Source organism: Rheinheimera faecalis, assembly GCF_021290965.1.
GTDB lineage: Bacteria > Pseudomonadota > Gammaproteobacteria > Enterobacterales > Alteromonadaceae > Pararheinheimera > Pararheinheimera faecalis.
In genome coordinates this window covers 148931-163286 of the sequence record NZ_JAJOYT010000001.1, presented here as the reverse complement: position 1 = coordinate 163286, position 14356 = coordinate 148931, and the positions used below count along the sequence as shown (strand labels likewise).

11 protein-coding genes are annotated in these 14356 nt (G+C 47.5%); 6 read left to right on the top strand and 5 right to left on the bottom strand.

The genetic code is table 11. The features are described from left to right. Window positions 1-54: 54 nt before the first annotated feature. Window positions 55-1746: a dipeptidyl-peptidase 3 family protein gene (locus LSG34_RS00720; protein ID WP_233006910.1), complete on the bottom strand. Its 1692-nt coding sequence runs from the start codon at window positions 1744-1746 to the stop codon at window positions 55-57. Window positions 1747-2235: 489 nt separating this feature from the next. On the opposite strand from LSG34_RS00720, the gene LSG34_RS00715 reads away from it, so the two are divergent. The 3 genes from LSG34_RS00715 to LSG34_RS00705 all read left to right on the top strand — a co-directional run bounded on the left by LSG34_RS00715 (window position 2236) and on the right by LSG34_RS00705 (window position 8473). Further along, window positions 2236-4038: a glycosyl hydrolase family 18 protein gene (locus LSG34_RS00715; protein WP_233006909.1), complete on the top strand. Its 1803-nt coding sequence runs from the start codon at window positions 2236-2238 to the stop codon at window positions 4036-4038. An 88-nt stretch (window positions 4039-4126) separates the two neighbouring features. Beyond that, on the top strand, window positions 4127-7192 hold the full coding sequence (locus tag LSG34_RS00710) for a chitinase C-terminal domain-containing protein (RefSeq protein WP_233006908.1): 3066 nt from the start codon (window positions 4127-4129) through the stop codon (window positions 7190-7192). 72 nt (window positions 7193-7264) lie between these two features. Next, window positions 7265-8473 carry a lytic polysaccharide monooxygenase gene (locus LSG34_RS00705; RefSeq protein ID WP_233006907.1) on the top strand — a complete coding sequence of 403 codons (1209 nt, stop codon included), beginning with the start codon at window positions 7265-7267 and terminating at the stop codon, window positions 8471-8473. A 58-nt stretch (window positions 8474-8531) separates the two neighbouring features. On the opposite strand, the gene LSG34_RS00700 is transcribed toward LSG34_RS00705, so the two are convergent. After that, a complete protein-coding gene (locus LSG34_RS00700; protein WP_233006906.1) occupies window positions 8532-9809 on the bottom strand; it encodes an acetyl-CoA hydrolase/transferase family protein in 1278 nt (425 codons plus the stop codon). A gap of 211 nt (window positions 9810-10020) precedes the next feature. Between LSG34_RS00700 and LSG34_RS00695 the strand changes: the two genes are divergently transcribed. Together LSG34_RS00695 and LSG34_RS00690 are read left to right on the top strand one after the other, a co-directional pair. Further along, window positions 10021-10569, top strand: a complete 549-nt coding sequence (locus LSG34_RS00695; protein ID WP_233006905.1) for a hypothetical protein — start codon at window positions 10021-10023, stop codon at window positions 10567-10569. Window positions 10570-10741: 172 nt separating this feature from the next. Next, window positions 10742-11350 (top strand): outer membrane beta-barrel protein, encoded by a 609-nt coding sequence (locus LSG34_RS00690; RefSeq protein WP_233006904.1) that lies wholly within the window; start codon window positions 10742-10744, stop codon window positions 11348-11350. A gap of 113 nt (window positions 11351-11463) precedes the next feature. Here LSG34_RS00690 and bktB read toward each other — a convergent pair whose 3' ends face one another. Beyond that, window positions 11464-12651 (bottom strand): beta-ketothiolase BktB, encoded by a 1188-nt coding sequence (gene bktB, locus LSG34_RS00685; protein ID WP_233006903.1) that lies wholly within the window; start codon window positions 12649-12651, stop codon window positions 11464-11466. Window positions 12652-12805: 154 nt separating this feature from the next. On the opposite strand from bktB, the gene LSG34_RS00680 reads away from it, so the two are divergent. Beyond that, a complete protein-coding gene (locus LSG34_RS00680) occupies window positions 12806-13228 on the top strand; it encodes a hypothetical protein (RefSeq protein ID WP_233006902.1) in 423 nt (140 codons plus the stop codon). A gap of 159 nt (window positions 13229-13387) precedes the next feature. Here LSG34_RS00680 and LSG34_RS00675 read toward each other — a convergent pair whose 3' ends face one another. After that, window positions 13388-13777: a hypothetical protein gene (locus LSG34_RS00675; RefSeq protein ID WP_233006901.1), complete on the bottom strand. Its 390-nt coding sequence runs from the start codon at window positions 13775-13777 to the stop codon at window positions 13388-13390. Beyond that, the gene (locus tag LSG34_RS00670) at window positions 13774-14043 is read right to left on the bottom strand and encodes a hypothetical protein (protein ID WP_233006900.1); all 270 of its coding nucleotides are present in this window, start codon (window positions 14041-14043) and stop codon (window positions 13774-13776) included. Before LSG34_RS00670 ends, LSG34_RS00675 begins: the two co-directional genes overlap by 4 nt. Window positions 14044-14356 lie beyond the last annotated feature (313 nt).

Here is a 14356-nt window from a genome sequence, read left to right as displayed (position 1 = left end):
CTGTTCGTTGCAAAAAGCACTAAGGGGTCAGAGCCAAAGCTCTGACCCCATCACTTACAAACCCAACACAGCTTTGCCCTGATTAAAGATAATATCCACCGGGATATTAGCGCTGGTTAAACGAGCCAAATCATCAGCCAGCTGAGCTTTGATCACGCCTTTATCCGCCATCAATGACGCCACACCTTCGTAGTTACCGTCACCTTGTAACGTCAGGATCAGTTGCGATAACGAGGTCATGGCTTCTTTCATTTTGACGTAATCGACCTGATAGGTACCATCGTCATTACGGACAAAAGCGCCCTGCTCGGCAAAATAGTTAAAACAGACCATATTGGCTTTACCATGTGCGCTGGACGCGCCAAAACGTACTGAGCGGAAAATACCGGCCATAAAGGTGGTATAAAAATCTTCCATTTTGGCATCAGGCAATAACCCCTGCTCCGACAACTGAGAAATCATATACAAACCTAAAATATCGGCTTTACCTTCTTCCAGCCCACCCGACAGCTCTTTTAAGCTCTGACGCACTGTGCCTTTGTTATTGATAGTGTTTTTAATACCTAAACCATGCGCCACTTCGTGGAACATTACGTTGTTAAAAAAGGCATCAAAAGTGACATGCTGGCGCTGCGAAGGCGCGATCAGTAAGTCCGCGATAGGCGACATAATATGTTCAAACTTGGCCTGCATCGCATTTTTTAACTGCAAACGGCGGGTGCCTTTTTCCAATTGAACCTGCTCATCGTTTGGCAGGTTAATGGCGATAGTTTTACCACCTGAGTTGGAATGACCAGCGTAATAAATCACATCATAAGCGTTTAAGTCCGCATCCGAACCCGGGCTTTCAGTTTTGTATTGCTCTGGCACCGGTAGGCCTTTTTGCAGCGCAGGCAAAGTGGCAGCGTATTTGGCCAACCGCTCACTCCAGGCTAAATCTTTCACCAGTACATAAGCTTCAAAAGCGGCGCGGTAACCAAATAATTGATCTTCATAGGTTTCGATAGGACCAATCACCAGATCTATAGGATTGGTTTTCATCGCCATCCAGGCAAAATCTGACGGCTGATAGTTGTCGTTTAAAAAGGCTTCAGCGCGCATCGTCAGGTAGTTCGCAAAGTCTTTATCTTCCGATAAAGCCGCCGCTTGTTTTAACAACTCAGCTGCTGCTGTCAGTTCAGTTTTGTAGACTTGTGAATAAGGCACGGCCACTAACTTGCCGTCTTTGTCGCGCTGCACTATCGAATAAAGGCCGTCTTTATCGGCAAAGTCGGCTTTTTCAAACTCTTCTTTGCTCATATCAGCTGGGTAAAACTGAGCGCCCAGAGGCTTGGCTGCATAACCAGTTAAAAACACCTCATCGCCTTGCAATCTGTCCCATGGGCCATAGTTTACATCGGCAAAAGCTTTGGTTTTAGCGTCCGTTATTTTGCCTAAAAAGCTGTGTTTATCCTCTGAAAAGGCTTGTTTCCAGAATAACTGATCCATGATTTCTGCTGCTTCAATCAGCTTGACCAGCATTTGTTTATGTTGGGCTGATACAGCGGATAAATCTGCGGTTAAATCTACAGTGCGGTAGATATCCAGGCGTTTTTCAAAACCTGCCACTAATGCAGACGCTGCTGCCTGTTCTGCAACTGGGGCTGCAATTTGTTGTTCTGTCTTTTGCTCAGGCGCAGGCTTACAGGCCGTTAAAGCCAAAGCGCCGCCAAGGCTTAACGCCAGCATTATTTTGTTGTAGTTCATCCGAAGTCCTCTCTGGGTTGGTTCACTTGATATTTTTATAGTTGTTCTGCTATCCGCACTACTTTTACAGACAAGTAGTGGATTAACACTGTGGTGATGATACTTCAGTTCGGGCTTGGTCTGTAGGCCAAAAACTGATGTTTTTACCTGGATTCAAAGCTGTTAACGCCGTCAATATCCACATCACCTTCGTCTATTTGAAGCTTAACCTGAAGACAAAACACCTTACAAAGGCACAAAAATGACCAGCGCTGTCATAAAAATCATCTTTTTTTGAAATTAAAAAATGACATCAAATATTTGATTATTAATAACTTAATAAAACCATCATAAATATATCATTATTTTGTAAAGATCATAAATTGACAGCGATGTCATTTAAATCAACTGTTATAGGCGCTGATAACGCACTGGGAACAGGATGGTCCGTAGTCGGTGTTTTTTAGCAAAACAACAGGGTATTGCTTACAACACAGAACCGGAGATTTCATGTTGACAACATTCATCACTCAGGCCGATCGACCATCGCGCCGCAGCGCTTTGCAAACCAAATTACGCCATCCTGCTTTTGTAGTGGCTCTGACCAGCCTGTTATGCTCAATGCATCTAAGTGCAGCCCCGGCAGCTCCTGGCAAGCCTCAGATCGCATGGCAGGAAAGCAATGTCAGTCTGGTCAATGGCCAGTTTAGCATCCCAGTGCAATGGGATATGTGGTGGGGTACCAACGGCAACGAGTGGAGCCTAACCCGCAATGGAACCGTAGTTTACAACTCCACCCTAACGCCAAATGGCCAGAATGCACAAAGTGGCAGTACAAGTTCAGTGGTCACCAGCGCGGGCAGTTATGAATTTGTCGTGCAACTCTGTAATCAACAAGGTGCCGAAAAAACCTGTACCGCCAGCGATAAACGAGTGATCACAGTGACAGGCGCCGGAGGTGGCGACACAGGCGGTGGTGATACCGGAGGGGGTGACGATGGTTTTGATCCCTGGACAGATATCAATGCCAGTAACTACCCTCAACCCCTGAAACAAAACAACATCGCACACACCAATAGCACAGGCAAAATGGTTGGTGGTTATTTTGTCGAATGGGGTATTTATGGCCGCAACTACCATGTCGCTGATATACCAGCAAAAAACCTGACCCACCTGTTTTATGGATTTATTCCGGTCTGTGGCCCAAATAGTTCGCTCAATGATGCCAATCCACAAGGTTACGCCGCATTAATGGCGCAATGTGCTGGCAAACCTGACTACACAGTAGTAGTGCATGACAAATTTGCAGCTTTGGAAAAATCCTATCCGGGTGATACCTGGGATCAGCCAGTACGGGGCATTTTTGCCGAACTGTACCGGCTGAAAAAAACGCATCCTAATCTGAAAATCTTACCTTCAGTAGGCGGCTGGACCTTGTCTGATCCGCTGTACACCATAGGGGTAAATCCGCAGGCCCGCGCTACTTTTGTGGCCTCTATTGTCAATATGATTAAAACCTACGACTTCTTTGACGGCGTTGATATCGACTGGGAATTCCCGGGCGGTGGTGGCGCTCACCCTACGCTTGGTTCAGCTCAGGACGGTGCAGGTTTTGCGCTCCTGATGCGTGATTTACGTCTGGCAATGGATGCGTTAAGTGTGGAAACAGGCCGCACCTACCAGCTGACCGCAGCCATGAGTGGTGGTGTACAAAAACTGCAACTGGTCGACTGGGAAGCCGCTCATCCTTACATGGACTACATCAACCTGATGACGTACGACTACTACGGTGCCTGGAACGGTACTTTAGGCCACCAAGCCACGTTGTATCCTAATCCAAATTCACCTATGACAGGCTTTAGTACCCATGAAGCAGTGCAGCACTTACTGGCCCGTCAGGTGCCTGCAGGCAAAATCAGTATAGGCGCTGCTATGTATGGCAGAGGCTGGAAAAATGTCAGCAATGTAACTAACAACAACCCTTTCACCGGCACCGGCGGTGCAGGCATCAACGGCAGTTGGGAAGCTGGTATTGAAGATTACAAAAAAATCGAAACCAACTATATGGGTGGTGTCAATGGCACAGGAACCAATGGCTACAGCTTGTTATGGGATGACACAGCCAAAGCCAGCTATGTCTGGAATTCAGCAATAGGCACCTTAATCAGCTTCGATACCAAACGTTCTGTGCAGGCCAAAGGCAACTATGTGCTGCAGTACAACTTAGGTGGCATTTTCGCCTGGGAACTGGATGCGGACAACGGCCATATCCTCAATGCCATGCATGAAGGTTTGGGCCATCCGGCGCAATAACTGTCTGTCAGCAGCGGCCCTGCCCTTTAAAAGTCAGGAGCCGCTGCTTTTCACTGCATTCTTCAGGACCAAAAATAAGAGAATCATTATGCAACAAGTACAAAAACTATATCTGTCCGGCCTGCTGAGCCTGAGCAGTTTCAGTAGTCTGGCCATAGACTGCGCTCCGCTCGCCGCTTGGGATGCTGGCGGCACCTATGTCGCCAACGCTCAGGTCAAGCAACAAAACAAGGCTTACAAAGCCAACTGGTGGAACCAAAACCGCGACCCGGCTTTGTATTCAAATCCTTATCAGGAGTGGACTTTACTCGGCAACTGCGATGGCGTTACCCAAAATCAATTACCCAGTGCAACCATCACCAGCCCTGCTGCGAGTGCCAGCTTTAGCACTGGTACAGCAGTCAGCTTCGCCGCCAATGCCACAGACTCAGACGGCAGTATCACTAAAGTCGATTTTTATCTGAATAATCAGCTGTTAAGTTCTGATACCAGCAGCCCTTATCAGTCGCCATGGACTGCAGTAGCAGGTAATCATCAGCTGTATGCTGTGGCTTTTGATAATCAAAATGCCAGCAGCCAAAGCAGCGTTGTCGCCTTTAGTGTGACAGCTTCACCTGGTAATCAGGCTCCGGTGGTGAGTCTGTCCTCTCCTGCCAATAACAGCCAATACAGAACAGGCGAAACTATTTTAATCAGTGCCTCAGCCAGTGACAGCGATGGCAGTATCGCTAAAGTGCAGTTTTATCTTGGCAGCACTTTATTGGCAGAGCAGACAGCCGCCCCTTTTGCCACCAGTTGGACAGCTGTTGCAGGCCAACAGCAACTGAAAGTCATAGCCACTGATAATCTGGGTGCGACCAGCCAGGTATCAGCTTTAGTTAATGTGACAGATGAACAAAGTGGCCACGCTGCTTGTCGTCCTGATGGTTTGTATGCCACGCCAAATCTGGATGTGCCTTATTGCACAGTGTACGACAGCAATGGTCGCGAGCTGATGGGGGCCGATCATAAACGCCGCATCATTGGTTATTTCACCAGTTGGCGTAATGGTGCTAATGGCCAGCCGACCTATTTAGTGCCCAATATTCCATGGAGTAAAATCAGCCATATTAACTATGCCTTTGCCCATGTAAATGCCAGTAATCAGATTGGGATAGGCAATACACAAAGTGCCGGCAATCCGGCCACTGGGATGGAATGGCCTGCTGTGACAGGTGCCGAAATGGATCCGGAGTTTAATTACAAAGGCCACTTTAACCTGCTGAATAAATACAAAAAACAGTATCCCCATGTCAAAACCCTGATCTCCATTGGCGGTTGGGCAGAAACGGGTGGTTTCTTTAATGATGCAGGTGAACGTGTTGCCAGCGGTGGTTTTTACAGCATGACCACCAATAGCGATAACAGCATTAATTACAGCGGTATCAATACCTTTGCCGACTCAGTGGTCAGCTTCCTGCGAACTTATGGTTTTGATGGCGCAGATATCGATTACGAATACCCTTCCACCATGAAAGACTCGGGCAACCCGGATGATTTTGTTTTATCCAACGCCCGCCGCGCTGGCTTAATGGCCTCCTATGCGGTGCTAATGAAAACCTTAAGAGAAAAGCTGGATGCTGCAGCAGTGGCGGACGGTAAACACTATTTACTGACCATAGCCTCGCCTTCATCCGGTTATCTGCTGCGTGGTATGGAAGCCTTTCCTGTCACTCAGTATCTGGATTACGTCAATATCATGAGTTACGACCTGCATGGTGCCTGGAACCAGTATGTTGGCCCTAATGCGGCTCTGTTTGACGATGGACAAGACAACGAGCTGGCGACCTGGAACTACTACAACTCAGCGCAGTACCAGAACATTGGCTACTTAAATACCGACTGGGCTTACCATTATTTCCGTGGTGCTATGCAAGCGGGTCGGATCAATATTGGCGTGCCTTATTACAGCCGCGGCTGGAATAATGTGACAGGCGGAACCAACGGTTTATGGGGTAAAGCCCCCTTACCAAACCAGAATCAATGTCCCGCGGGTACTGGTGGCTCGGCGCAAAACCAATGTGGCAGTGGCGCTGTCGGCATAGACAACCTCTGGCATGATTTGGGCAAAGATGGCGATGAAATGCCAGCTGGCTCCAATCCACTCTGGCATACCAAAAACCTGCAGGCTGGCATCTTAGGTAGCTATGCCGCTATTTATGGTCTGGATCCGGTCAACCAACCAGCGGATCAACTGATTGGCACCTATCAGCACCACTACGACAGCACGCTGGTCGCGCCGTGGCTGTGGAACAATACCAAAAAAGTCTTCCTGTCGATTGAAGATGAAACCAGTATTGCCGCCAAAGCCGATTACATTATCGAACGAGGCATAGGCGGCGTAATGTTCTGGGAGTTGGCCGGTGATTACAGCTACAACAGCAGCACAGGCGAATATGGTTTTGGTGATGACTTAACCAGTATCTTCTACAACAAATTTAAAACCGCATCCTTGTATGGCAATCAGCGAGATCCACGGTCTTTACCAGCCAGCAGTCTGGATCTGAAAGTCAGCCTTGGCGGCTTTAAATTAGGTGATTCAAACTACCCGCTTAATCCTAAACTGACCTTGGTCAATAACAGCGGCCAAACCTTACCTGGTGGCACAAAAATCAGCTTTGATGTGCCTACTGCAACGGGCAATAACGTCACAGACCAAAGTGGTTTAGGCACCACTGTGATTGAAAATGGCTCCAATAGCTCAGGTAATAATATTGGCGGGCTGGACAATGATTTCCACAGAGTGGAATTTACTTTGCCAGGCCACAGTCCTTTAGATGCAGGTGCGACATTGGAAGTCACATTGAATTACTACTTACCCATTCCTATGCCATCGAACTGGCGTGTCACTGTAGGTACAGAATCCTTTGCGCTGAAACAGGATTATCCACAATTACCGGCTGGCACCATCAGTGGCGGTACAGGTGGTGACGGTGGCGGTAGTTGTGCTGGCGTCCCTGCAACTGTAGTGACCTACCCTGCATGGCCTCAAGGCAATCACGCTGCAGGTGGGAACTATATCCGCTATCAGAACCTGATTTACAAAGCCAATTGGTGGACTAACTCAGTGCCGGGTTCAGACAGCAGCTGGACCTTGGTCTGCACCGCATCCTAACAGCAGTACCTCTTTGTTCTCTGCCCTGGTTTGCGCCGGATCTATTCCGGCGCCTTTTTAAGGAGATGTCTTATGAAGACTTCAAAACTCTTGTTTAGCAGCGGCCTCACTCTGCTGAGTCTATTTTGCTCTTTTGCGACTCATGCCCATGGTTATGTGGAATACCCCAAAGCCCGCCAGCAGATTTGCAAAGAAGATGGCGGCTACTGGTGGCCCGCAGATGGCTCAGGCATACCCAATCTGGCTTGTCGTGCCGCTTTTGTGCAGTCCGGTGAGTACCCCTTGAGTCAGCACCATGAATTTTCCAGTAATGTCGCCAATTATCAGGATATCAACGCCGTCAAAGCCAAGCTGACAACAGGTTTACTCTGTGCTGGTGGCGATGCCCGCAAAGCTGGTATGGATACACCTTCAACACATTGGCAATACAGCACTGTCGATTTAAGCCAGCAAAACAGCCTGCAACTGAAATTTAAAGCCACCACACCCCATAACCCCAGCTACTGGCAAGTGTATTTATCCAATGCTGATTTTGATCCGACCACAGAGCCATTAAGCTGGGATAAATTACAGCTTATTCATCAGCAAGCTGATGTTACTGCACAAGCCGGGTATTACTTACTGAACATCAGCTTGCCTGCGGATCGTCAGGGTAAAGCCGTGCTCTATACCCGCTGGCAACGCGAAGACGCAGCTGGGGAAGGTTTTTATAACTGTTCTGATCTTTTATTAGTGGATGGCGGCACTGAACCACAGCCAGACCCTGTCTGGTTTGATAAAGGTGGCTATTTAACTTCAGGTCAGCTTGGATCAGCAGGCGAAACTGCGGTACTACGAGTGTTTGATATCTCTGGTCTGGAACTGCTGGAGCAAAGCCTGTTGATCACAGAGGCCTCAGCACTCAATCAACAATGGGCACTGGATTTAGCTACGCAAGTGAATAACCAACAGAGCAACCTGCTGCGCATTGGTTTGTTAGAAAATGCGCAGATCACAGTGCAGCCAAATGCCAGCCAAAACCGCTTTTATCTGAGTAATAACACCTATTTTGTTAATCTGGATTTAAAACCTGCAGACACCACAACTCCGGGGTGTGGTGGTGTAGATAAAGCTCAGATTTTTGCCTACCCCAACTGGCCACAAAAAGACTGGAGTGGCCAAGCCAGCCATGCCAGTGAAGGCGACTACCTGTCTTATCAGAACAACCTCTATCGCGCTAACTGGTGGACCCAATCTGTACCTGGTTCAGACAGCAGTTGGACTTTGATTTGCAGCTTCTAAAAACAAAGGCCCTGAACTAACACCCAGGGCCTCTTTTCTTTTATCGATACAGCAAAAGTTAAACCAGCAAACCCCAATCGTCATAAGCTGCTTTTGCCAAGGGCTCGCGAAATTGTGGAGCAGCTATCTCAATTAAAGCTCTGGCTCGTTCGGTTAAACTACGTGCACGCAAATTCGCCACACCATATTCAGTCACCACATAATGCACATGAGCACGGGTGGTCACCACGCCTGCACCAGGCGCCAATAAAGAACTGATACGGGACACTGTGCCACCAGCAGCTGTGGCAGGTAATGCAATCACTGAACGGCCGCCTTCAGATAAAGCCGCGCCACGCACAAAATCCATCTGACCACCTACGCCTGAATAAATACGGGTACCAAGCGAATCAGCACAAACCTGCCCGGATAAATCCACCTGCAGAGCGCTATTGATCGCCATCACCTGCGGATTTTGCCGGATCACAGCGGTGTCGTTGGTATAAGCCACATCCAAAAATACCACTTCCGGATTGTCATCAACAAAGTTATACAACGCCTGGCTGCCCATTGCAAAGGTCGTCACTATTTTGCCCGGATGTTTTTTCTTATTACGATTGGTGAACACGCCTTTTTCCAGCAGTGGCAATACGCCATCGGAAAACATCTCGGTGTGAATACCTAAATGTTGTCGGTCGCCAAGGCAAGCTAAAGTCGCGTCAGGAATAGCGCCTATGCCCATCTGTAGGCAATCGCCGTCCCGCACTAAACTTGCGACATGACGGCCAATTTGCGCAGTGACCGGATCCTGCGCTGCAGGCAGATGCAAAGGAATTGGACTCTCAAGTTCAACATAAGCAGCAAAGTCAGACAGATGCACAAAGGAATCGCCATGAGTGCGGGGCATATTCGGATTGATCTGCGCTATGATTTTTTTCGCCGATTGCAAAGCAGCTCTGGTCGCTTCCACTGAAATACCAAGGCTGCATAAACCATGTTTATCGGGTGGCGACACCTGAATAATAGCGGTATCGAGCTTTTGTTCGCCGCTGCGGAATAACTTAGGAATTTCCGATAAAAAGGCCGGCACATAATCGGCCAATCCGGCATTGACCGCAGGACGGCTGGGCCTGCCAACAAAAAACACCCGCTGGCGTAAATGCCCTTGCAGTTCCGCCTGGCACAACACTTCACTATGTTCTGTATGTAAACTGAGCAAAGTTAAATTCTGCTTATCAAGCGCAACTCTGGCAAGACTGCCAAGCATGGCATAAGGGGTTGCAGCCATCGAATGACACCAGATCGTTTCGCCATTCTGGATCAGTGAAAGTGCTTGTTCGGCTGAGTGACAACGCATAAAAGTCCTGTGCTTTAGATAAATGACGCCTGTAGTTTAGTCGGTTTTATTTACGCCAATACTGATACGGATCAACAGAAAGCATTGATAAAAGTAAATTTTTTGTTATCTTAGTCAGGTCAGTTCAAGCTGAAACACATTACAAAACCACACTTAAATTTACAAAGCCTTCAACGACGAAGGTCTGCTGTTCAACACAAGGATGAATGAAATGAAAGTTGTTCTGTTATATCCCCTGCTGCTGGCTACTCTGGCTGGTTGCGCCGTACAACAAGCTCCACTATACGCCAAACCAGGCTTGACGGCCTGGGATGCCATAGTGATGTCGGAACAATCAGCGCCCGAATCTGTTCCGGGTGTCTTTTCTTTGCAGATAAAAAATGCAGCAAAGATAGGTGATGTTGTTTATCTGAATACAGAATACGATTATCGCGACAGACGGAATGTTACTTTGGTATTAACACCCAAGCTATTAAAGGAATTTGCGGCAAGTTATCCGGACCAACAAGCTGACCAGTACTTTTTAGGACGTACTATTGTGGTCAACGGCGCAGCTTCACGTCAAACCATCTGGTTTTTCAGCCAGGGTAAACCAACCGAAAAGTATTATTTCCAGACCCATATCCCCATCTGGTATGCAGGTCAGATCCTGTCACCATTAACCGCAAAGGCCTATTGGCAACAAAATAAAAAAGCGTCTGAACAGTCTTTCACTGCAGAACCCACAGCACCGCAAAAAGCGACCACCGAGCAGGAATAAATACCAATGGCTCAGATGGCTGAAAGTCTGAGCAACCTGAACTTTGAACCAAAGGCATCAGGCTAGGCGGCATAAGTCTGCTGCGATTTTAATGAGTTTGAAAATACACAATTAAAAGCACTATTTTCCTCACTTATGTTCATCACTGATAAACAACAAAATAAGGATATCTATGAAAAGTCTTGGTACTTTACTGATCGCATTACCATTTATCACTTTATCTCCCTTAGTGGCTGCCCATGCCGATGCCTTAGATCTGACAGTTGATATTGGCTCAGCAAAGCAAAAAGGCGACCGCTTTTCAGATAGCGATACCTCTGTTGGTTTAACTCTGGGTTACGAGCTGACGTCCAACTGGTCACTGAATTTAAGTTATACAGATTTTGGTGAAGCACAAATGACGTCCGGCATACTGGTCACTGGGGATGGTGAGGTTTTTGACTTCCATAGTTTTATTGAGACCAAAGGTTTAGGTTTATCAGTTCAATATCTGACCAATACTTTATGGGGAGGCTGGGCTTTTGGTGGCCGTTTTGGTCTGATGCATGTGGATTCAAAAATGAACTATTTTGCTCCCGATTACCAGGACGGTTTATTGTCCGCCACTAAAGATTCTGACACGGCGCTAACAGCAGGCTTACTGGCATCTTATAGCCTGACCACGCAAATGAATTTAATCTTCAGTGCAGACTATATGGCGCCCGACGCACAAACGACAGGCATTGGCACAGAAGATATTAAAACCACTCGTTTTGCAGTGGGTCTGAATTACCACTTCTGATCTGTTCCCTGGAACTCCGGTTCGGTGTGTTGATGTCCGCACACCGAACTGGTTTTCTTTTTACAGAAGCCGCTTTAGCCCGGAAAATAAGGACTAGCAAGCTCTGACAAAACTCAGGACAGACGCTCAATCAACAGCGCAATGCCCTGCCCGCCGCCAATACACATAGTAATAAGGCCATAACGCCCTGCTGTTCTTTGTAACTCTGCCAGAGCTTTTACCACCAATATGGCACCAGTAGCGCCAACCGGATGTCCTAAGGCTATAGCGCCACCGTTTGGGTTCACCTTGGCACTATCAAAACCTAGGGTTTGACTGACCGCCATTGCCTGGGATGCAAAAGCTTCATTAGATTCAATCACATCAATATCACCAAGCGCTATTCCCGTCTGTGCCAGTAATTTCTGTACCGCAGGTATAGGCCCCAATCCCATCAAGGATGGTTCAACACCAGCAAAACTGTATCCTACAATCCGGGCTTGAGGCGCTACACCAAGACGATTGGCTTCAGTCTGACTAGTTAATACCAAAGCAGCTGCACCGTCATTTAAACCCGAGGCATTACCGGCTGTGACCAGTCCGTCTTTTTTAAAAGCGGCTTTTAGCGTGCTTAGGCTCTCGACTGTAGTTTCAGCTCTTAAGTGTTCATCCTTGCTGATCCAGAGTTCAGACTGGCGTGATTGCACCAAAACCGGAGTAATTTGTTCGTCAAAATAACCTTGTTGTTGTGCATAAGCAGCCCGGCGCTGACTTTCAGCAGCAAAACAATCCAGTTCACGGCGGCTAAAACCATACTGAGCAGCGATAGTCTCTGCAGTCAACCCCATATGACCAGTACCAAAAGGGTCGGACAAAATACCTAAGGTTAAATCTGTGACAGTAGCATGGCCTAATCGCAAGCCTTTGCGCACAGCAGGCAGCAAATAAGCACCGTTGCTCATACTTTCAGCGCCTCCAGCCAAAGCGATCTGGCTTTGGCCTAACTGGATCAACTGAGCGGCAGAAATAACAGCCTGCAGCGCCGAACCACATAAGCGATTAACATTAAAAGCCGCGCTACTAACGGCTAAACCAGAATTCAGCGCTATATGACGAGCCAGATACGCATCTTCAGCGCCTGTGGTAATAATATGACCAAAGACTGCATGATCAATCTGTGCTGCATCCACCCCACTTCGGTGAATAGCAGCCTTAGCCGCAGCAGTGCCAAGCGCTGCAGGACTTAAGGATGAAAGCGCACCACCAAAACTACCAATAGCAGTGCGGGCACCAGCAAGAATAACCACATCAGAAAGTTGCATAAAACCCTCAGCGTAAAGACGATAAAACCGCAGCTTATCTTAGTTTGTTGTACAGCCGCCACTTTGGTGCAACATGGCACCTTGTTGGATCCCATTACCTGTTCCATAGTGATTAAACCAGAACAGGGATCTCGGCAAGGAATAAACGCAGAGAATGAACTACCACGGACATTTTAAACTTTGGCAGGAAAATCAACTGTTGTTTGCAGAGATCCATGGTGCATGGAGCATGGAAACAGCGCTGGATTATGCGGCTCAACTCAAACAACGGGTACAGTCTATGGACGGCAAACCATGGGCTCGCATCGTGTACTTAGATCAGTGGCAACTGGGCACACCGGATTTTGAACAAGTGATGAAAGATTTGATGACATGGTGTGCGTTGCATCAGTTGAAGTACACAGCTTATGTATTCCACCCAAACAATATGAAAGAACATCAGTTGGATAAATTTATCAATTCGGCAGACTACAACGACCAAAAAAAGATATTCACCAACCAGCAAGAAGCCTTTGAATGGCTAAAAAGTGTCGGTTTTTCTATGGCTTGGCAATATAACACTACAAGAGATGGTTGAAACTGACTGTTTACGACTTAAGCTCTGTTTATGCTCGTTAATAGCTAATGAGGTATATCAACCCATGCCATGAGCGAGCGGCAGACAATAACGTAGAGCTAACCAGCGCTGCGCGGCTTTATCGCACAGCGACCGAAGGGAGCGAGGTTGAGCGCCATGTTAGATTTCTTCGCGCTCGAACCGTTCTTCAATTAACCTCATGTGGGTTAATACGGTTTGGGCCTTGGCGCGATGAACTCCCCGTTCCTTGTGGGCAAAGTAGAGTGTCGCGAAACCAGTGATTGAACAAACCGCAACAACAGCCCAAGCGACTACGTTCGCATTGGGGACGGTGGTTGTTGAAATTGCTCCGGTCCAGATTGCGATCAGGGTAGCAAGCGCGGCTCCCAATAGCAGTGAGGCTACTGTGTGGAAAAACCAAGGCTCTGTTGTTAGGGCTTCAAGTTGTTCTTTCAGTACATCCCATTCGTTACATGGAATAGGGAATGCCTTGTCACTTTTTGGCTTGAGAACTTCATAGCCTTGAGACATCTTGAGGCTTGTGCTCATGGCTTTTTCTCCTGCTCAGATTCACCATGAGAAATCGCTCCGGAGATCAGTGCATTAACCAAGACCGTGTGGCCGCAGTTGCCACATGAAACTGGAATAACTGGAACAACTGGTCCCCCAATTACCATGCCGCCTTGGTGAAATTCAGTGAGCTGGAATACCTTGTCCTGAACACTCCAAGGCCCATGCCCACACATTGGACAATCGCGGCCCTTCCACTTTTCGGAAAGGAAGTCGATCATCTTTTTTGAGTCAAAGTCTGACAATGCACTCTCCTAGAAATCTAACAGTTGTATACTGTGCCGGCACGCTTTCTCTGGTTTATCCAGATCACAAACCAGCGTTAACTTATTGATAAAACGCAATTAATTACAAGCATCCACAGATAACAGCGAGCAAAAACGTGCTGGCACATTATTACTTTTCTCTGGCCTGTTATTTTTTGTTGGTCCATTCTAAGTTTCTAAATTAGAGTGTTTTTCCTTCTTCAACAAAAAGCAATAGCGGGGTCTGGTCTTGCACAGTGGCCCCCAGCATTTTTACTTTTCTACTGAAAACTAAGCCTATGATCTTCAATGA

Coding starts and splice junctions, on each gene's coding strand:
- LSG34_RS00680 (WP_233006902.1), top strand. CDS start 12,806: ATGAACTACCACGGACATTTTAAACTTTGGCAGGAAAATCAACTGTTG.
- LSG34_RS00700 (WP_233006906.1), bottom strand. CDS start 9,809: ATGCGTTGTCACTCAGCCGAACAAGCACTTTCACTGATCCAGAATGGC.
- LSG34_RS00690 (WP_233006904.1), top strand. CDS start 10,742: ATGAAAAGTCTTGGTACTTTACTGATCGCATTACCATTTATCACTTTA.
- LSG34_RS00720 (WP_233006910.1), bottom strand. CDS start 1,746: ATGAACTACAACAAAATAATGCTGGCGTTAAGCCTTGGCGGCGCTTTG.
- LSG34_RS00715 (WP_233006909.1), top strand. CDS start 2,236: ATGTTGACAACATTCATCACTCAGGCCGATCGACCATCGCGCCGCAGC.
- LSG34_RS00710 (WP_233006908.1), top strand. CDS start 4,127: ATGCAACAAGTACAAAAACTATATCTGTCCGGCCTGCTGAGCCTGAGC.
- LSG34_RS00675 (WP_233006901.1), bottom strand. CDS start 13,777: ATGAGCACAAGCCTCAAGATGTCTCAAGGCTATGAAGTTCTCAAGCCA.
- bktB (WP_233006903.1), bottom strand. CDS start 12,651: ATGCAACTTTCTGATGTGGTTATTCTTGCTGGTGCCCGCACTGCTATT.
- LSG34_RS00705 (WP_233006907.1), top strand. CDS start 7,265: ATGAAGACTTCAAAACTCTTGTTTAGCAGCGGCCTCACTCTGCTGAGT.
- LSG34_RS00695 (WP_233006905.1), top strand. CDS start 10,021: ATGAAAGTTGTTCTGTTATATCCCCTGCTGCTGGCTACTCTGGCTGGT.